At 68.3% G+C, this 19275-nt stretch carries 15 protein-coding genes and 2 tRNA genes; 6 read left to right on the forward strand and 11 right to left on the reverse strand.

Translation table 11 applies throughout. The annotated features are described in order from the left end of the window. Positions 1–61: 61 nt before the first annotated feature. The 3 genes from QHF84_RS03510 to QHF84_RS03520 form a co-directional block, all read right to left on the reverse strand. Positions 62–679, reverse strand: coding sequence for a hypothetical protein (locus tag QHF84_RS03510; RefSeq protein WP_281311723.1), 618 nt, complete (start codon positions 677–679; stop codon positions 62–64). Positions 680–728: 49 nt separating this feature from the next. Continuing rightward, positions 729–2531 (reverse strand): translation elongation factor 4, encoded by a 1803-nt coding sequence (gene lepA / locus QHF84_RS03515; RefSeq protein WP_281311724.1) that lies wholly within the window; start codon positions 2529–2531, stop codon positions 729–731. Between the two features lie 76 nt (positions 2532–2607). Continuing rightward, the gene (locus tag QHF84_RS03520; protein ID WP_136918444.1) at positions 2608–2799 is read right to left on the reverse strand and encodes a ribbon-helix-helix domain-containing protein; all 192 of its coding nucleotides are present in this window, start codon (positions 2797–2799) and stop codon (positions 2608–2610) included. A gap of 232 nt (positions 2800–3031) precedes the next feature. Between QHF84_RS03520 and QHF84_RS03525 the strand changes: the two genes are divergently transcribed. Further along, positions 3032–3823 carry a hypothetical protein gene (locus QHF84_RS03525; protein ID WP_281311725.1) on the forward strand — a complete coding sequence of 264 codons (792 nt, stop codon included), beginning with the start codon at positions 3032–3034 and terminating at the stop codon, positions 3821–3823. Beyond that, entirely contained in the window at positions 3820–4677 is an 858-nt protein-coding gene (locus tag QHF84_RS03530; RefSeq protein ID WP_281311726.1) for a hypothetical protein, read from the forward strand. Before QHF84_RS03525 ends, QHF84_RS03530 begins: the two co-directional genes overlap by 4 nt. A 138-nt stretch (positions 4678–4815) precedes the next feature. On the opposite strand, the gene QHF84_RS03535 is transcribed toward QHF84_RS03530, so the two are convergent. After that, entirely contained in the window at positions 4816–5169 is a 354-nt protein-coding gene (locus QHF84_RS03535; protein WP_136931847.1) for a cupin domain-containing protein, read from the reverse strand. Between the two features lie 72 nt (positions 5170–5241). Here QHF84_RS03535 and QHF84_RS03540 point away from each other — a divergent pair, with 72 nt between their 5' ends. Beyond that, the gene (locus QHF84_RS03540) at positions 5242–6213 is read left to right on the forward strand and encodes a pseudouridine synthase (protein WP_281311727.1); all 972 of its coding nucleotides are present in this window, start codon (positions 5242–5244) and stop codon (positions 6211–6213) included. A gap of 176 nt (positions 6214–6389) precedes the next feature. Here QHF84_RS03540 and QHF84_RS03545 read toward each other — a convergent pair whose 3' ends face one another. The 3 genes from QHF84_RS03545 to QHF84_RS03555 all read right to left on the reverse strand — a co-directional run bounded on the left by QHF84_RS03545 (position 6390) and on the right by QHF84_RS03555 (position 7865). Further along, positions 6390–7556, reverse strand: coding sequence for an AAA family ATPase (locus QHF84_RS03545; protein ID WP_281311728.1), 1167 nt, complete (start codon positions 7554–7556; stop codon positions 6390–6392). Between the two features lie 134 nt (positions 7557–7690). Next, positions 7691–7762 (reverse strand) — tRNA-Gly (locus QHF84_RS03550). Between the two features lie 31 nt (positions 7763–7793). Beyond that, positions 7794–7865: transfer RNA gene (locus tag QHF84_RS03555), tRNA-Gly, on the reverse strand. A 305-nt stretch (positions 7866–8170) separates the two neighbouring features. On the opposite strand from QHF84_RS03555, the gene QHF84_RS03560 reads away from it, so the two are divergent. Next, complete coding sequence (locus tag QHF84_RS03560) at positions 8171–9436, forward strand: FHA domain-containing protein (protein ID WP_281311729.1); 1266 nt, start codon at positions 8171–8173, stop codon at positions 9434–9436. Between the two features lie 40 nt (positions 9437–9476). Here QHF84_RS03560 and amrB read toward each other — a convergent pair whose 3' ends face one another. Further along, positions 9477–10715, reverse strand: coding sequence for an AmmeMemoRadiSam system protein B (amrB, locus tag QHF84_RS03565; protein WP_281311730.1), 1239 nt, complete (start codon positions 10713–10715; stop codon positions 9477–9479). 98 nt (positions 10716–10813) lie between these two features. Here amrB and QHF84_RS03570 point away from each other — a divergent pair, with 98 nt between their 5' ends. Beyond that, positions 10814–11410 (forward strand): YkgJ family cysteine cluster protein, encoded by a 597-nt coding sequence (locus tag QHF84_RS03570; protein WP_281311731.1) that lies wholly within the window; start codon positions 10814–10816, stop codon positions 11408–11410. A 114-nt stretch (positions 11411–11524) separates the two neighbouring features. Here QHF84_RS03570 and QHF84_RS03575 read toward each other — a convergent pair whose 3' ends face one another. Continuing rightward, positions 11525–13687, reverse strand: a complete 2163-nt coding sequence (locus tag QHF84_RS03575; RefSeq protein WP_281311732.1) for a bifunctional (p)ppGpp synthetase/guanosine-3',5'-bis(diphosphate) 3'-pyrophosphohydrolase — start codon at positions 13685–13687, stop codon at positions 11525–11527. A gap of 337 nt (positions 13688–14024) precedes the next feature. Between QHF84_RS03575 and hemW the strand changes: the two genes are divergently transcribed. Further along, positions 14025–15254 (forward strand): radical SAM family heme chaperone HemW, encoded by a 1230-nt coding sequence (gene hemW / locus QHF84_RS03580; protein ID WP_281311733.1) that lies wholly within the window; start codon positions 14025–14027, stop codon positions 15252–15254. A gap of 30 nt (positions 15255–15284) precedes the next feature. On the opposite strand, the gene QHF84_RS03585 is transcribed toward hemW, so the two are convergent. Beyond that, on the reverse strand, positions 15285–16529 hold the full coding sequence (locus QHF84_RS03585) for a PEGA domain-containing protein (RefSeq protein WP_281311734.1): 1245 nt from the start codon (positions 16527–16529) through the stop codon (positions 15285–15287). Continuing rightward, positions 16526–19261, reverse strand: a complete 2736-nt coding sequence (locus tag QHF84_RS03590) for an FG-GAP and VCBS repeat-containing protein (RefSeq protein ID WP_281311735.1) — start codon at positions 19259–19261, stop codon at positions 16526–16528. The genes QHF84_RS03585 and QHF84_RS03590 overlap by 4 nt, the downstream gene beginning before the upstream one ends. Positions 19262–19275: the final 14 nt, after the last annotated feature.

Below are 19275 nucleotides of genomic sequence, written 5' to 3' on the forward strand. Positions count from 1 at the left end.
GAAGCGCGGCCAGGCGCCACGCACGGGTGATGCGGGCTCGCTCGTCAGGGGCGGACGTGGCTCAGCGGCGCGGCGCGGCGTGGCAAAGCACGTCCTCGGGGATACGCGTCGACTGATGGCACTCCCACTTGTCGTCGTGGCAGGAGATGACGAGCACGCCGGCCTCGTACGCTTCCTTCAGCGACGAGCCCGCCCGCTGATGCAGCAAGTTCTCGGGCACCCGCTCGTTGCATCCCTTGCCCATGTCGACCTCGAGCTTGCGGTTGCCTTTGTTCGGCTTCACCGGGTTCGGCGGCGTCTTGCCCTTGTCGGCCGTGCGCACCGCGGCTTCGAGCTTCTTCACGATGCGCTCGACGTAGTCCTTGTCGACGATGGGGTCGGTGCCGCGCGGCGTGACCATCGCGATCGTGTACTGGATCGCCATCATCTGCTGATCCGGCGGCGCGCTCGGCTGGATCGGGCCCGCCGAGCCGAGGGGCACGGGCCGCGGCGGCATCTCGATCTTCGCCTTCGCCGGCGGAGGCGGCGTCGTCGCGGAGGGCTGCGGATCGGCCGCGGTCGGCGGCGCGGCCGAGGGCGCCGCGGACGACGCGGCCTTCGTCGAGGCCGGTTCGTCGCAGGCGGCGAGCGAGAGGAGGAGCGGGAGGCAGAGTGGGAGAGCGCGTCGAGCGACCGACATATCGCGCCTTATACGAAGGCTCGGCCGCGGACGGTAGAGGGCGCGCGCTTCAGTCGACCTTGAGGATCGCCAGGAACGCCTCCTGGGGGATCTCCACGCTGCCGACCATCTTCATGCGCTTCTTGCCCTCTTTCTGCTTCTCGAGGAGCTTGCGCTTGCGGGAGATGTCGCCGCCGTAGCACTTGGCCGTGACGTCCTTGCGCATCGCCTTCACGGTCGTCCGGGCGATCACCTTCGAGCCGATGGCCGCCTGGATGGCCACCTCGTACTGCTGGCGCGGCACGATGTCCTTCAGCTTCACCGCGAGATCGCGCCCACGCTGGAAGGCCTTCTCCTTGTGGACGATGACGCTCAGGGCGTCGAGCGGGTCACCGTTCACCAGCATGTCGAGCTTCACGAGGTCCGCGGGCCGGTAGCCGACGAGCTCGTAGTCCATCGAGGCGTAGCCGCGGGAGACGCTCTTCAGCTTGTCGTGGAAGTCGAAGAGCACCTCGCTGAGGGGCATGTCGTACGTGATGATCACGCGGTCGGACGAGGCGTATTGCAGCGACTTCTGCTCGCCGCGCCGGTCCTGGCAGAGCGCGAGCACCGCGCCCACGTACGACGAGGGCACGTGGATGGTCACGCGGTAGATCGGCTCCTCGAGGTGGTCGACGTGCTGCGTCGGCGGCAGGCGCGCCGGGTTCTCGATCGGCTTCATTTCCCCGCTGTTCATGTACACGTGGTACACGACGCTCGGGGCCGTGGTGATGAGGTCGAGGTTGTACTCGCGCTCGAGCCGCTCCTGGATGATCTCCATGTGGAGCAGGCCGAGGAAGCCGCAGCGGAAACCGAAGCCGAGCGCCTCGGACGTGTCGGGCTCGTAGACGAACGCAGCGTCGTTCATCTGGAGCTTCGACAGGGCGTCGCGCAGGTCCTCGTACTGCGCCGAGTCCGTGGGGAAGATGCCCGCGAAGACCATCGGCTTCACCTCTTTGAAGCCGGGCAGCGCGACCGTGGTCGGGTGGACCGCGTCCGTCACCGTGTCGCCGATCTTCGTGTCGGTGACGCTCTTGATGTTGCCCGCGATGAACCCGACTTCGCCCGGCCCGAGCTCGGTGATGGGCGTCGCGTGCGGGGCGAACACGCCCATCTCGGTGATCTCGTAGTCGCGCCCCGTCGCGAGGAACCGCACCTTCTGGCCCTTGCGCAGCGTGCCCTCGACCACGCGGACCATGACGACCGCGCCGCGGTAGCTGTCGTACCAGCTATCGAAGATCAGCGCGCGGGGCGTGACCGAGGCATCACCCTTCGGCGGCGGAACACGCGCCACGACGGCTTCGAGGATGTCCTTGATGCCGATGCCGGTCTTCGCGCTCGCCAGGATCGCGTTCGAGCAATCGAGTCCGATGACGTCCTCGATCTCGCGCTTGGTGCGGTCGACATCCGCCGAGGGCAGATCGATCTTGTTCAGGACGGGGATGATCTCGAGGTTGTTGTCGAGCGCGAGGAAGACGTTGGCGAGCGTCTGCGCCTCGACCCCCTGGGAGGCGTCCACGACGAGCAGCGCGCCCTCGCAGGCCGAGAGGCTACGCGAGACCTCGTAGTTGAAGTCCACGTGTCCGGGCGTGTCGATGAGGTGCAGCCGGTACTTCTGGCCGTCGCTGGCGGCGTACTCGAGCCGTACGTTCTGCGCCTTGATGGTGATCCCGCGCTCGCGCTCGATCTCCATCTTGTCGAGGAACTGGTCTTGTTTCTCGCGCTCCGACAGGGCGCCCGTGGCCTCCAGGATGCGGTCGGCCAGCGTGCTTTTGCCGTGATCGATGTGCGCGATGATGGAGAAATTGCGGATGAGCTTGGGATCGGCGGGCATACTTCCGTGAGGCCGGCAAGACGACGGCCGCGTGCTCCTAGCGCGTCGCGCGGGCGAAAGCCACGGCTTGCGGGGGTTACTTCTTCTGGACCGTCGTCTCCAGGCTCATCTGTCCCGGAAGCACGTGCTCGTAGTGCTTGAGGACCATGTCGATCCCCTCGCGGATGTAGACCGCGATCGGCACCTTCGTCCGGTCGTGCAGGAGCTTCAGGCGCTCGGCCTGCTCGGGCGTGATGTAGATGGTCGTCGAGACTTTCTTTCGCGACATGTCACGCCGGCCCTGCGCTCTTCGCGACGCCCACCGCATGCGGACGGCGCGCCCCCAGGACTCTGAGGGATACTGACAAGGCGTTACCCTAGATGCCGGTACGTGTGTTGTCAATCAGGAAGACTCGGGAGTCTCCGGAAACGCGCGTCAGTAGCATGAGCACGAGCAAGGCGTCGGCCTGCCGCTCGCCTTGCGGAAGACGTCGCGCTGCGTCTAGACTCGCCTCGAACGCTTGGAATCACGCCGCTTTCCATGCCCTTTCCGCTGGGCGCGCTCGCTCGGCGTCGCGGCCCTCCTCACGTCGCTGCCGGCGATCGGCAGCGCCGCGTGCACCTCGGCCGATCCAGGCGGCCCGCCGCCCACCCTTCCCACGGGCGCCGAGCGTGACACCGAGGTGAAGCACGAGGCCTGCGACATGACCGCAGCCAACGCGCAGCGCTTCGACGTGAACGGCGACGGCAAGCCCGACATGACACGCGTGCCCGACGCCTCGGGTCGCGAGCTCTGCCGCATCCTCGACCTCAACTTCGACGGCGCAATCGACGTCTTCGTCTACTACGATCCCGCGGGCCGCGAGCGCCGCCGCGAGTCGGACTACGACAGGGATGGTCGGGCCGACGAGATCGTGAGCTCGCGCGACGGCGCCGTGTTCCTGAAGGAACGCGAGACCAACTTCGACGACAAGCTCGACACCTGGGACTACTACGAAGGCGGCCGCCTCGTCCGGCGCGAGCGCGACTCGGACGGCGACGGGCTCATCGATCAGTGGTGGGCCTTCAACGATCCGACCGACGATCGGTGCGCGCTCGTCGCGACCGATCGCAACGTCGACGGCAAGCCCGATCCCGAGACCGTGCTCGACCTCTGCGCCGAGGCCCGCGCGAAGCAGGCCGCGACGCCGCCCAAGCCGCAGGCGCCTGCGCCTCGCCCCTCGGGCGCGGCGCCGCTTCCGACCGTGCCTGCGCCGGTGCTTCCGGCGGGCGCGCCCACCGCACCGCAGCCAGGCGCGACGAGCCCTCGATGATGACGAGCCGCGTGATCGTGTGGACACTCGCAGGCTCTCTCCTCGCGCTCTCCGCGTGCGCGAGCACGCCCGCGCCCACGACGAACGCGTTCACCGGCGAGACCACGCCGAAGCGCGCGCCGCTCAAAGGTCCCGCCTACAAGGTCGACGATCGCTCGATGTGCGACTGGAAGGGGCGGAAGGATCGGGAAGCGAGTGAGATCGCGGGGCCTGGCTCGCTCCAGCCGAACGTCCGCCGCGTCTTCTTGCTCGTCGGCGTGGGCGAGTCGCAGAAGAAGATCCTCGTCTGCCGCGAGATCGACACGAACTTCGACGGCGTGAAGGACGTCGTGCGTCGCTACAACGACAAGGGCGAGAGCCTGCACGAGGAGAGCGACAGCAACTACGACGGCCGCATCGACACGTGGATCACGTTCTCGCGTGGCAAGCTCGCGGAGGTCGCGTTCGACAACGATCGCGACGGCAAGCCCGACGAGTGGAAGTCCTACTCGGACGGGCGCCTCTCGCGCATCAAGCGGGACCAGAACCGCGACGGCAAGCCTGACGTCTGGGAGGTCTATCGCGAGGGCAAGCTCGAACGCATGGGCGTGGACCTCGACGCCGACGAGCGGGTCGATCGCTGGGACCACGACACCGAGGCGCGCCGCCGTGCCGAGGAAGCCGAGCGGAAGAAGGAAGAAGAAGAGGCCGCGAAGAAGCGCGAGGCCGAGAAAAAAGACGCCGCCGAAAAAGGCGACGCCGACAAAGACGGCGACGAGGGCGAAGGCGAACCGAAGGGTTCCCCCGCGCCGGCCGAGAAAAAAGACGGCAAAGCCGACAAGAAGGCCGACAAGGGCGAAAAGAAGAAGCCCTAGCGCGACGAGGACACGCCACCTCTGCATCGACCGCATCGCGGTCGATGCACCAGAGGTCCAGGGCTTGCCCTGGTCCGGGTCGAGGGGCGGACAGCCCCTCGTCGGGTCCGGGGTGAAACCCCGGCGCTGCGCGATGTCTCAGGGAGCGCTCGTGCCTTCGCGGCCGTAGACGTCTTCGATGCGGACGACGTCGTCGAGCTCGGGCGTGGACACTTCGATCACGTCCACGTCGGTGACGGCGATCATCCGGTGGATCGTCCCGGGCAGGACGTGGAAGACGTCGCCTTTCACCATGCGGCGACGCTCGAGCGACTCCTTGGGACCTACTTCGAGGTCCATCTCTCCTGACTGGAGAAAGAGTGTCTCTTCCTTGACCCGGTGGTATTGACGGGACAGACGCTCGCCTGCCCGGATGTGGAGCAACTTGCCCACGTAGCGGGACGTCTCCGCCCAGATGAGCTCGTGTCCCCACGGCTTGTCGACGCGGCGCATGGAGCGTGCTTATCACGACTGCGGGTTTGGAGCGAAGAGCGCGCGAGCAGCGGGCTGGAGGCGTGTCGGCGGATGGAAGAGCGGTTGCAGAAGATCATCGCCCGTTCGGGGGTGAGCTCCCGGCGCGCAGCGGAGGAGCTGGTCACGGCAGGGCGGGTTCGGGTGAACGGGCGCGTCGTGACGGAGCTCGGGGCCAAGGCTGACCCGCGTCGCGACAAGATCGAGGTCGATGGCAAGCGCCTCACCGCGGAGTCGCCTGTCTACCTCGTGCTGCACAAGCCGCGGAACGTCGTCTCGACGCTGCATGATCCCGAGGGTCGGCCCACGGTCGCGGATCTCGTGCGCAGCGCGGGAGCGCGCGTGTATCCCGTCGGTCGCCTCGACTTCGCGACGAGCGGCGTCCTCTTGATGACGAACGACGGCGAGTTCTCGAACGGCCTGCTTCATCCGCGCGGCGGCGTGCCCAAGACGTACGTCCTCAAAGTGAGGGGCGTGATGGATGAAGGCGACGCCGACGTGTGGCGCACGGGCGTCGAGCTCGAAGACGGCAAGACGCTCCCGGCGGACGTGCGCATCTTGCGGCACGAGGGCGACAAGACCTGGCTCGAGATCACCCTGCGTGAAGGGCGAAATCAGCAGATCCGCCGCATGGGCGAGGCGACGGGGTTCCCCGTGATGCGCCTCGCGCGGTTGAGCTTTGCCGGCGTCACGTCCGAAGGGCTCTTGCCGGGCAAGTGGCGCCTCTTGACGGTCGACGAGCTGCTCGCGATCCGAAAAGAGTTCGGCGTGCCGAAGCGCGTGCGCCCGGCCGTGGATCAGATGCCTGCGCAACGCGCGAAGCAGCAGAAGCCGCGGGCGCACGTCGGCGCAGCGCCGCGGGATCGAGGCGAGCGCGGCGAGCGGCCGCGGACGGGGCACACGTCGCGGGAAGGCGGACGCGAGGAGCGACGCGCGCGGCCTGCGGATCGGCGTGAACGTGGGACGAGCGGGCCGCCGCGCGAGCGGGGCACGGGCGGGCCGCGCGAGCGTAAGCGGTCCACCTGAGAGGGTGTTTCATGGCGTAGCGCCGGGGTTTCACCCCGGACCCGACGAGGGGCTGTCCGCCCCTCGACCCGGACCAGGGCAAGCCCTGGACCTCTGGTGCATCGACCGCGATGCGGTCGATGCATGAGGTGCATTTTCAGTCGTGACGCCTGTGGGACACCCTCTGAGGCGGCGCGTCAGATCTGCGCGAAGCGACCGCTGCGGAAGGAGGCTTCGAGGAGCTGCGCGACGCGCTTCTCGAGCTCGCGGGCGCGCGGATCGGTGATCCCGGCGAGCGCCGTTTTGATCTCGCCGAGGGCCTTGAGCTGGCTGAAGAGCTGCACGTCGCCGAGGGCGGTTCCGCCGGTGAGGAGCTGGCGGATGCGATCGATCTCGGCGGCGAGCGCCTCGACGCCCACGCCGAGCGCGCCGACGCGACGGCGATCGGGGTGCTCGCGGAAGAACGCTTCGAGCACGGGCTGGACGATGCCTTCGAGGATCGCGGCCTGGTCCTGGTTGTTCCAGATGTGCTTGAGGACGAAGAAGTCGCTCGCGTCGGTGGTGTTGCGCCCGTCGAGGTAGGCGCTCGCGGCGAAGAGCTTGAGCATCTTCACGACGCGACGATCCGACAGCGAGATCCCCTCGGCGCGGATCTGGAAGACGATGCCCTTGTAGGCCGAGAGGAACGCGTCGGAAAAATTCATCCGACCGCCGAAGCTCTTGCCGAGATCGGCGAGCTCGCGGGCGGTGACGACCGGGCGCAGCGGCTCGCCGGACATCTGCCGGATCTCGTGCTGGATGCCGCGCTGCAGGAGCTCGCTGAAGTGGTACGCGTCGAGGTTGTCCGAGTGGACGCGCAGGAGGAAGCGGTCGAAGATCGCGTTCAGCGTCTCGTCACCGGGCACCTCGTTCGATGCGGCGAAGACGCTGATGAGCGGGCAGCGCATCACCTTGCCGCCGCTCGTGAACTTGCGCTCGTTGAGCAGCGTGAGCAGGGCGTTCAGGATCGCGCTGTTCGCCTTGAAGACCTCGTCGAGGAAGACGACCTCGGCCTCGGGCAGCATGCCCTGCGTGTTGCGGCGGTAGGTGCCTTCGCGGAAGGCGACGATGTCGACGGGACCGAAAATTTCGTTTGGCTCGGTGAAGCGCGTGAGCAGGTACTCGAAGTAGTTCGCCTGCATCAGCTCCGAGAGCGAGCGGATGAGGGCGCTCTTGGCCGTGCCGGGCGGACCGAGGAGCACGCAGTGCTCGCCGGCGACGACCGAGATCATCAGGAGCCGGATGATCTCGTCCTTGCCGAGGAACTGTCGTTCGAGGGTGCTCGCGAGCTGTCGGAGTCGCTCGTGAAGAGGCGCGGGCGGCATCGCCGAGGATGCGTATCACAACGGGGGCGTGGGCCGGCCGCGTTTGTGCCTTGAGCCTTCGAAACACGAAGGCCGGCGCATCTTCACGTTTTCACGCTCGAGCGGCCGGCCTTTCGTGTTCTTCTACGTTGCGGAGCGGGAGACGGGATTTGAACCCGCGACGTCAACCTTGGCAAGGTTGCACTCTACCACTGAGTTACTCCCGCAGGGTGCTGCGAAGGAACTGCTAATTTTCAGAGCGGGAGACGGGATTTGAACCCGCGACGTCAACCTTGGCAAGGTTGCACTCTACCACTGAGTTACTCCCGCAGACTTCGTCATCGCCTTCATTAGCACGATGCCGAGGAGCCGCTCGGGTTTTTCCCGATTCACTCGGGAGGTCCCCGAGGAGGGCCCCACTGCGTGCCGAGGCGTGCCTCGTCAGCAGCGAGGCCATTCCTACTCGGCACTTTGGAAACTGTCAAGCCCTGCGCCCCAGACAGTTGCCTCTTTGAATTCCAAGAGTATCCTCTTCAACCGTTGCATCGGACGGCCTGGCCGGAGCGCCGGCCGTTGGGGGTTGCAGCACAGGCGGATGGGGCACCGTCGCGTGCTCCGTAGGGATGGGGGGAAACATGAACGAACAGCAGGCTGCTTTGCGTATCAACTCCGCTTCGAACACGGAGGCGGTCAGCCAAGCACAAAAAGAGCACCGGTCGGGCGTCTTCGCGAAGGGTCGCCGTGACGGCAGTGGATGGGGGCTCGTGCTCGTCGGTTTCAACGGCGAGCTTTCGCCGATCACGCTCACCGACGGCGCGGTGATCGGCAGCGCGTCGCGCGACGCGCACGTCGAAGGCGCGGGCATCGCGCCCGAGCACGCGAAGGTCAGCGTTCGCGCGGATGGTTGCTACGTCGAAGATCTCGGCACGCCCGACGGCACGTTCGTCGACGGCGTGCGCGCGCGCCGCATCGGTCTCAGCCACGGCGACGTGGTGCGTCTCGGCAGCCGGATCGGCGTGTTCGTCGAGCGTGACCTCAGCGCGTACGGCGGCACGATCATGCGCACGGGCCCGCTCGTTCACGGCCCGCGGCAGCGCAAGGACTGGATCGATCCGATCCTCGATCTCGTGAAGAGCGGCTCGTGCGTGTGCATCGAGGGCGGGCCCGGCACGGGCAAGCGCACGATGGCGAAGCTCGCGGCCGCCGTGCGCGAAGGCGTGGGCGACATCGTCACGGTGGACGGCCGCGCCGAAGGCAAGCCGACGATCCCGGCGGGCATTCGCCCGATGACGTGGGTCGTGCTCGACGCGGATCGTCTGCCGCGCCCGCAGCAGCTCGAGATCGCGCATGCGGTGGGTCGCACGAGCGGCGTGTCGGTGATCGCGACGGTCGGGCAGCCGCTCGATCGCGCGGTCGGCGACGGCAAGCTCGCGCCGTGGTTCGCTTCGCTCTTCTCGGGCAAGCGCGTCACGATCACGCCGCTCGAGCATCGTCGCGAGGACATCGCGGCGATCGTGCAGGACATCGCGGAGCGCCGTGGCATCGAGCTCTCGCGCATCACGCCGGAGCTGCTCGAGTCGCTCGTGCGCGCGGGCTGGCCGGGCGGCGTGCCGCAGCTCGAAGCCACGCTCGTCTCCGCGGCCGAGGTCGCGGGCGCCGATGGAGCGATCCTTCCGTCGTCGATCGCGTCGTCGCTCGCGAGGGCGAGCCGCACGAAGCCCTCGCTGCCGCCCGCCACGGATCCTTCGCTCGCACGCGCGCGCCTCGAAGATGCGCTCGCGCGCGCGAACGGCTCGGTCGCGTCGGCCGCGCGTTCGCTCGGCATGTCGCGCCAGGCGATCTACCGCGAAGCCGAGCGCCTCGGCCTCGACATCGCGCGGCGCAAGTTCTCGCGGAGCTAAGTCTTCACTCGACGAGAGGGCCGTGCTCGGACACGGCCCTTCAAGAGACGAACGCCAAGGACGCGTGGCTGACGATCGATCCCTCCACGGGATCGACGCACTGCGTGTAGTGCAAGAGCCGCCCCGTCGCGGCCCCCGGCAGAGCCCGGAGCGCCGTGTAGATCGGGCCGAGGCCACAGACGCGCCTCGTGTCGAGATCCTCGGCAACCTGCGAAAAGAACCCGCTCGCGTCGTGCTCCACCATGAGGCGGATGGACTCCGCGTCACGAGCCTGGAGCGCGCCGCGCTCGGCAGCGTCGAGCGGACGCGGATCGCCGAAACGCGGGCCCACGTGCGCGAGATCGGCGCCCGCGATGAGGAACGCACGCGCGCCGCGTCGTTCGACGAGCTCGGCGAGCGACGCGAGGAACGACTCGGCGCGCGCATCCTCGCGTGGATCACGTCCCCTCGCCTGCGCGTCGCCGAGGCCGCAGAGCACGGGCACGATCCGCGCGGGGCGATCGCCGAGCAGGTGGCGAAGGAAAATGACTTGGAGCTCCAACGAATGCTCGCCCTTGTGCAGGTACTCGTCCTCGCGCACGTCGAAGCGGCTGCGGCTCGCGAGGAACGCGAGCGCGTCGTGGTCGGGTTCGAGCGCGCCGAGCGGCGTGGCGAAACGTTTGTCGCAGACGGCGAAGGGCTGGCGCATCGGCGCGTGCGACGTGCCGAGCAGGAAGAACGTGTCGACCTCGGGAGGCAGCGCCTCGGCGAGCGCGCCGTACGCGTAGCCGTAGCCTTCGGCCGCGCGCCAGAGGTCCATGTGCGGCGCGCAGAGCCCGACGAGGCGGCCATGCGAGGCGCCGTTGCCGCGCGGCGCCTTCGCGAGACACGCCTCCTCGATGTAACGAGCGAGCTCCTCGGGATCACGATGGTAGGCGCCGCCCGCGTGGTGCGCGGGCCGCTCGCTCGCCGCGGCGAACGCGGCCACGACCTCGGCTCGTCTCGCCTGGAAGCGTGGCGTATCGAGCATGTAGGCCGCATCGAGATCCGCCACGACGCGCGAGACGAGCGCGACGTCGATCATGCGACCGATGATGCGGCTCGCGCGGCGGGCGATGCCGTCGAGGGAGCTCGTGCCGTCCATGCACGAGACGATCGGGGCGAGGTCTCCGCGGATCGCGACCGGGCTCGGCGCGATGCCCTCGCCGTCGCGGAGCATGAGCGCTTTGCCGAACGTCGGGTGCGGAACGAAGATGGCCTCGATCGGCCGCAGCCGCGGGTACGCGTGCGGTTTGGGCATGGTCACTGCGGAGGATAGCGCCCGCACGCAGCACGCAAAGTGAGCTGCGCGCGTTGGAATACGGCGGAGACGGCGCGTATGCTCCGGGCGATCGATCCATGTCCCACACGAAGTCGCCCGATCGTTCGAACGCATCGACTCGCACGAACAACACGAAGGACGACGATCGGCGCGCGCTCGCGGGCTTGCTCGACGAGCTCGCGGCGATCTACCGCGAGGTCGACGCGTCCTTCGCGGGACAGTCGTGCCCTGCGTCCACCGAGTGCTGCCGCTTCGGCGTCACGGGGCGCGAGCCGTACGTCACGTCGATCGAGCTCGCCCTCGTGCAACGCGCCATCGCGACGCGAGGCGGCGCGCGCGCGCTCGGTCGCACGCCGCCGCCGCTCGCGAGCAGCGAGGACACCTCGCGCGGCAAGCGTCGCCTCACCACGGTCGACGAGCGCGTCTGCCCGATGCTCGACGAGAACGGACGCTGCGCGATCTACACGTCACGGCCGTTCGGATGCCGTACGTACTGGTGCGAGCGCGCGACCTCGCCGGCCGGCGTCGATCAACGCGCCATCAACGCCTTCGTTCGTCGCATCAAGGATCTCGCGGCGCGGCATGCGCCCGAGGGCGACCTCGGTCGTCCGCTCACGCGCGCTCTCGCGGGCGCGGGTGCAAGCTCGGGGCCCGGCCCGCGCCGCAGACGCTGAAGAGGCCCGCGCCGCAGACGCTGAAGAGGCCTCACATGGCACTCTGGGGGGTTTTGAGGGGGGCTCTCGGGCCCCCCTCAACCAGGCCAAGCTCTCGGGCCCCCCTCGACCAGGCTACGTCCGCTCGACGGCCATCACGCCCGGGATGCGCTGGAGCTGCCGGATCACGCCTTTGAGCTGCGCGAGGTCCGAGCACAGGAAGGTGAACGTGTTCGTCGCGCGGCCGTCGTCGCCGGCGCGGCACGTCGCTTCGCTGATGTTGATGCCCTGCTCGTGGAACGTCTGGCCGACCGTGGCGAGGATGCCGGGCCGGTTCGCCGTCATCACGCGGAGCTGCACCGGGCGGTTGATCTTCGCCCGCGCGTCCCACGAGATCTCCACGCGGCGCTCCGGATCGGTGTCGAGCGCCTTCGGACAGTTGCGGCGGTGCACCGTGATCCCGCGGCCGCGCGTGATGAAACCGACGATCTCGTCCCCTGGCAGGGGGTTGCAACACTTCGTGTAGCGGACGAGCACGTCGTCGATGCCGTTCAGCCGGATGCCGTGGTTATCGCGGCCCGTCACCTTGCGGACGAGCGACTCGATGCGGCTCTCCTTGAGGGACGGCGGCGGCAGCGACTCCTGGTTGCCTTGCGGCGGCGCGAGGAACTCGATGATCGCCTTCGGGCTGTGCTTGCCGTAGCCGATGCCGATCAGGAGCTCGTCGAAGGTCTGAGCGTTGAAGTGCTCGCACAGCTTGCGCACCTCCGCCTCGTTCTTCGTGAGGCGCGCCATGCTGATCGCGCGCTGGTGGAACTCCTTCTCCAGGAGCTCGCGCCCGAGCTTCAGCGAGCGCTCGCGTTGATCGGCGCGCAGGTGGCTGCGGATGCGCGAGCGCGCGCGGCTCGTCGTGACGTAGTCGAGCCAGTCCTTGTTCGGCTGCTGGCTCGGGTTCGTCATCACCTCGACGACGTCGCCGTTCCGGAGCTTGTAGCGCAGCGGCACGATCGCCCCGTTCACGCGGGCGCCCGAGCAGTGATCGCCGACCTCGCTGTGGATCGCGTAGGCGAAGTCGATCGGCGTCGCGTTGCGCGGGAAGACGCGCACGTCGCCCTTCGGCGTGAAGACGTAGACCTCGTCCTGGAAGAGGTCGACCTTCACGCTGTCGAGGAACTCGTGCGGATCCTTGAGCTCCTTCTGCCACTCCATGAGCTGGCGTAGCCAGCCGAAGCGCGCCGCGTCCTTCGGGTCGAGCCCGCCCGAGTGGCGCTCCTTGTACTTCCAGTGTGCGGCGATGCCTTGCTCCGCGACGCGGTGCATCTCGTGCGTCCGGATCTGCACCTCGATGCGCTCGCGGCCCGGGCCGATGACCGTCGTGTGCAGCGACTGGTACATGTTCGGCTTCGGCAGTGCGACGTAGTCCTTGAAGCGGCCGGGCACCGGCGTGTACTGCGAGTGGATGACGCCGAGCGTCGCGTAACACTCGGCCACCGACTCGACGAGCACGCGGAAGGCGATCACGTCGTAGACCTGATCGAAGTCGCACTGCTGCGACTGCATCTTCCGCCAGATCGAGTAGTTGTGCTTCGCCCGGCCGGTCACGTCGGCGGCGAAGCCCTGCTCGGCCAGCTTGCCCGCGAGGATCTTCGAGACGTCGGTGATGTACTTGTCGCGCTCGGCCTTCGTGCCGAGCACCTTCTGCGAGAGGTCGGCGTAGGCCTCGGGCTCGAGGTACTTGAACGCGAGGTCCTCGAGCTCGCTCTTGAACCGCGCGATGCCGAGCCGGTTCGCGAGCGGCGCGTAGATCTCCATCGTCTCGCGCGCGATGCGGTCCTGCGCCTCGGGCTTCATGTGCTCGAGCGTCCGCATGTTGTCGAGGCGGTCGCAGAGCTTCACCAAAAGCACGCGGATGTCGCGCGCCATGGCGACCAGCATCTTCCGGAAGTTCTCGGCTTGTCGGTCTTCCTTCGAGGCGAAGTTGATCTTCGACAGCTTCGTCACGCCGTCGACGAGGAACGCCACCTCCTGACCGAACTCGCGCTCGATGTCCGTGAGCGTCGCGAGGGTGTCCTCGACGACGTCGTGAAGCAGCCCTGCGACGACGCTGGCCACGTCGAGCTTGAGCTCGATGATGATGCCGGCGACCGAGACCGGGTGCGAGAAGTAAGGGTCGCCGCTCTTACGCATCTGGCCCTTGTGCGCTTCGGCGGCGTAGTCGTAAGCGCGGGCGATGAGCTCGACGTCGGCCCCAGGCTGATACGCCTGGATCCGCTCGATCAGCTCCTTAGACGTCAACATACGTTGTGCGGAAGGTGCCTGGGCACCGTCCTGAACGTTCAAGCTAACACCCCGTGTTTCGCCCGGCAATTGGCTGACCATGGCTCACGCGCTCCGCTTCTTCCGTCTTCGAGCGCCCGTGGGCACGGCTGTCCAGCGGGCAGATGCGGAAACCTCCTCGACCTTTCCTGCACGAACGACCTCACATGAACTTGCGCACGGGCGCGGGAACGCCCAAGGGGTCATCGTGCCTTCGGGGCGAGGCATGTCCTTTCGGCCCCGTTCGACGTGCGTCCTGCCCCCCGCGTTCTCCCGTGACACCCGGGAGCCTCAGAGACCTCCACACACGTAGAAATCCATGGAGCCGATCGGCGTCTATGTCCACTTCCCGTGGTGCCTGAAAAAGTGCCCTTATTGCGATTTCGTTTCCTTCGCAAAGGAACGGGACGGAATCGAACACGAGCGTTACGCCGACGCCATCCTCGCCGAGCTCGATCGTCGAGCCGGGGCGTTCGAGGGGCGGACGCTCGCGACGGTGTTCTTCGGCGGAGGTACGCCATCGCTCTGGGCGCCCCAGGCGCTCGGGCGGGTGCTCGCGGGGATCCGCGCAGCCGCTGCAAGGCACGCAGGGGACGACGTCGAGGTGACGGTGGAGTGCAACCCGAGCTCGCTCGACGAGGATCGAGCGCGGGCCCTCGTCGACGTGGGCGTGAACCGGCTCAGTGTGGGCGTGCAGGGTCTCGAGCCGGAGCGGCTGCGCTTCCTCGGGCGCCTGCATGATGCGGAAGGAGGCCTCGAAGCGGTGCGTGCGGCGCTGCGGGCAGGCGTGCCGCGTGTGAGCGCGGATCTGATCTACGGCGTGGCCGTGCCCGCGAAGGAGGCCGGTCCGAAGTACCTCGCGGGCGGGCCCACGCAGGAGCAGTCGCCGAGCGAGGCGGCCGCAGAGGCGCGCCGCGTGGCCGAGACGGGAGTGACGCACGTGTCGGCGTACAGCCTGACGATCGAGCCGGGGACGCAGTTCGGCGAGCTGTCCCGGCGCGGGCGTCTGCCCATCGCGAACGAGGACGGCGTGGCCGAGACGTTTTTCGCGATCGAGGAGGCGCTCGGCGCGGCGGGGCTCGGGCACTACGAGATCTCGAACTACGCGCGCGAGGGGCACGAGGCGCGGCACAACCTCGGGTACTGGCGCGGGCACGACTACGTGGGCCTCGGCTGCGCGGCGTTCGGCACGGTGAGCGGAAAGGGAGCCGGGCAACACGAGGGGTCCGCGCTGCGGTACCGGAACGTGATCGATCCGGCGCGGTACATGCGGGCGGCGCTCGCGGGCGAAGCCGAGGTCGAGAGCGAGGAGCCGCTCGATCCGGAGACGCGGCTGCGCGAGCGGATCATGCTGGGCCTGCGGTTGCGGGAAGGGTTCGACCTCGAACGATCGGCGGCGGAAGTCGGAGCAGAGGCATGGACGCCTTCGCGCAGGCAGGCGGCCGAGCGTCTCGTGAAGCGGGGCAAACTGACGATCGAGGGCGGGACGATCCGCGTGCCGCGGAACGCGTGGGTCCTCGCCGACGGCATTGCGGCCGAATTGTTTTGACGTCCATTCATTGGACGCCAAAACATTTGTCTAGAAACGACCGATGACGGCAGCGCCCGCGAAGCCCGGACCGACGACGGGCGCGATGGCCATGTCCATCGGCGAGCCCTTCTCCTTCGGCTCCGGCTTCTTCTCGTTGCGCGCGGGCGGCAGCGGCAAGGACGGCGCGTCGAAGGCGTAGAGCACGAAGCCCGTGAGCCCGAGCGCGGCCCCGACGCCGAGCGCGACGCCCGCGGCGGTCGTCGAGGCGTCCCGCTCGACGAGGGCGTCGTTGTACGAGCGCAGCGTGGACTCGGTGAGCCCGGCGTTCTTGAGCTTCACGGCCTTGCCCTCGGCCTGGAGGGCTTTCCCTCCCGCGCCGAGACCACCGAGGAGCGTGAGCGCGCCGGCGCCGAAAAAGACGTACGACACGTAGCGCTGCGGCGTGCGCGCGAGGTTCAGGTCGATGGAGTCGCGTTCCCCGCGCTGCGCGACGATCTCCCGGGAGTACGGCTGGAAGCCGTTGCGCGACACGGCGATGAAGCGCGTGCCGGGCTCGAGCTCCTGCGCGGGCAGCGGCGTCGTGCCGACGAGCTTGCCGTCGATGGCGACGGTCGCGCCCGCCGGGCCGTTGATCTGAAGCAGCGCGGGGCGCTCGCGCAGCTCGCTCTCGATGGCGCGCTGATCGCCCGGGGCGATGTTGATCTCGCGCTCCTCGTCGATGTAGCCCTCGGCGCTGATCTTGTACCGGTGCTTGCCGGGGGTGACGGCCTCGGAGAGCGGCGGCTCGATGGGCTTGCCGCCGTCGAGGGAGATACGAGCGCCAGGCGTGGGCGAGGTGATGGTGATCTTGGTCTTCGGCGAATCGGAGCCCGCGTTCGGCGTGGTGGAGGTGAACGTCCCGTCGCGCGGCAAGCGCGTCGCCGCGATGACTTCGAGCTCTCCGAGCGCGGCCACGGCATCCGCGCGCCGCTCGCCTTCTTTCACCTGTTCGAGGTAGAGGCGGTAGTTCGCGAGCGCTTGCTCGAGCTTCTCGGGGTCGTTGTCGACGAAGTACTGACGGCGGTACGCCTGCGCGAGCGAGAAGATCGTGGCCGGGCGCGGAGCCGCCGCGTAGGCCTCGCGGAAGGAGTCGATTGCCACGAGATAGCGGCCGTTCGTGTAGGCCTTGGCGCCGGCGTTGAAGAGCGCCTTGGCCTTCTCGACGTCCTCGGCCGCGCGCGCGGGGCTCGGCGCGAGCGCGGCGAAGCAGAGGACGACGGAGAGAAGGCGCGCGGCATGAGGAACGTGTCTCATGGACGTTTCGGCACTCCGGCGAGGATGTAGATGCTCCCGTCGGCCCCGATGGCGATGTCGTCGACGCCGTCGCCCGTCAGCTCGCCCGCGGCGATCGTCGTGCCCGCGGGAGCGTCGCGGAGACACGTCACGGCATCCTTCTCGACGCGCTTGCCGTCCGCGCCGGTCTCGACGACGCGATGGTAGAGGTACGTGCCCGTGGGGCCGATGAGCACGAGCTCCTTGCGGGGATCGGTGTTGGCATCGACGACGTCGAGGGCCGTGACGATGACACCACCGACCTCGGGCGCGTCGGGGCACAACGTCACGTCGGCGAGCGAGACGATCGGGACCGGATCGACGAGGTTTCCGCCCTCGTTCGCGATCAGCATCGGCGTCGTGACGAAACGAGCCTCGCCCTCTCCGAGCGCCTGGATCGAGATCTCCATGGCCAGGATGTCGTCGTCGCCGTCACCGTCGAAGTCCGTGGCGCGCAGACTCGTGTAGAGGCGGCCCGTGATCGGGAACGACGGAGCGGTCACGGGATCGGCGCCGGGTTTGGCGATCAGGAGGTGCGCCATGGGCTGCGCGTCGCTGCTCGACGCGTGCACCACGGCGACGATCTCGTCGATCGAATCCTTGTCGAGATCGACGACGACCGCGCTCGTCGTGGTGATCCACTTGTCGTAGAGCGACGCGAGGAGCGGCTTGCGCATGAGCGCGGTCGACGGCTCCAGCGTCGGCCCCGAAGACAGCGGGACCCACCAGAGATCCGCGGAGACGGACCCGCTCTCGGTGAGCGTGATGGCCGCGAGATCCGGCGCGTCGTCGTCCTTCGAGAAACGCCCGAGCAGCGGCAGGTAGGGATAACGCGCCTTCTCGAGCTTGCCCTCCGTGAGGAAGATGGCGGACTGGATCTGGCGGATGCTGCTCCCGAGCACGGCGCTCGTGCTCCAGCCGTCGGCCGGGGCGCTGCGCTGATTGGGGTAGAGCACGACGAGATCCGTCGCGAGATCGCCGGTCAGCGCGATGAGATCGATCGGGAGGATCTGCGAGATGGCAGGGAAACGCGCGATCGTGACGGGCGTCTCGGGCGTGCCCGTGGGTCGGCCGTACGCGATGGAGAGCGCCGTCCGCTCGAGAGCGGGGTTGTCGGGGTCCGCGACGGTCTCGCCGAAGACCACGTCGTCGAGTCCGTCGGCGTCGACGTCGGCGACGCCGATGTCGTTCACGGCGCCCGCCTTGCCGATCTCGCTGGGGCTGAAGAGCCCGTTCCCGAGGTTGTTCAAGAAGCCGATGCCGCTCCCCGAAGAGGCGACGATGTCCGGCAAGCCGTCGACGTTGAAGTCGCCGATCACGGCGCGCCGCAAGTTGGGATCGTCCGATCCGTAGCCCCGTCGCTCGACCGTGGGGAGCGCTCCTTGAGCCTCGGGGCTCTTGCCGAACGCGAGTCCGCCGGGATCGACCATGTCGATCAAGCCGTCGTCGTCGAGGTGGCCGAGGGCGAGCGGCGCGAGGACGCCGATGTTCACGTAGAGGAGGCCGGCCTTGTTGTCGCCCTGGAGGGCCAGCGGATCCTGCGGCGCAGCGCTGTCGTAGGTCCCGTCGACGAGGCCGTAGGCGACGGCGAGTCCTCCGCAGGGTTTGTTCCCGCAGAGCGCGTCGTCGAGGAGCACCGGGGCGACGAGATCCGGATACGCGTCGGCGTTCACGTACGTGAAGAAGACGCCGTTCGTCATCTGGTACTCGATGAGCGTCGCCTTGTTGGGCACGTCCTTCAGCAGGGTCTTCTTTTCGAGCGGCGGTCCCGGGAGCCCGACCGTGACGAGCTCGTCGAAGACCGGCGGGTACTCCATGGCCTCGTTCGTCTCGACGCACGGCGCGTACACCTTCACGACGTTCTCTGCGCCCGCGCTCGATCGCACCGCGATCTTCTGGCACGGACGCTTGAACGGGCCGGCCCACGCTTGATCGAGGCCGACGACGTCCTTGCCGAGCGGCGCCTTCAACCACGCGGACGGCGGCTTGGTCTCGTCGACACGCACGAACACGGAGCCGAGCGCCGTACTCGCCACGCCGCAGAGCTCGGGCCCCGGCATGTCCTCGGAGGGATCGGCGTCGATCGCGCGGAGGTAGACCTCGGCCTCACCGTCACCGGAGATGGTCGGAAAACTCGCGGGATCCAGGGAGCGGGTGCGCTGCCCGCGCATGACGCCGATGCCACGACCCGAAGGCACGGCGAGATCTCCGACGTCGTCTTTGTTGAGATCCGCGCTCGCCGCGAGCACGCCGGCCGTCGGGATGCGGGTCGTGCTCCCGAGGAGGCCGCCCGGATCGACGTAGTGAACGCTGATCGAGGTCGCGCCCGCCGCGACGACGTCCCTTCGCTCGTCGCCATCCATGTCGGCGAGGAAGAGCTGGCCGGGCGTCTCGGAAGCGACGGGGACGCCGGCGCGCACGAAGGCCGGTGTAGGTTCCCGACAAACCCCATCCGAGCCGCATTTCCAGCCCATGGGGCACGCCTTGGGATCCAGGCTGCAGTCGTAACGACACCGGTGCTGGCTGCTCGTGTCGTAACAGGTCAGCGCGGGCGTCGTGCTCTTGCCCGGGTCGACGACGGGCTCGCAGTCCTCGCCGTAGCCGCTCTCGACGACCCCGTTGCCGCAGCGGCCCTCCTCGATGGGCGAGAGATCCGCGCAGCCGAGCGCGAGGGGCAGCGACGCGAGGAGCATCTGCCCGAGCGACGTTCCCACGAGACGAGATGTTC

This window comes from Polyangium sp. y55x31, from assembly GCF_029946505.1.
Lineage (GTDB): Bacteria > Myxococcota_A > Polyangia > Polyangiales > Polyangiaceae > Polyangium.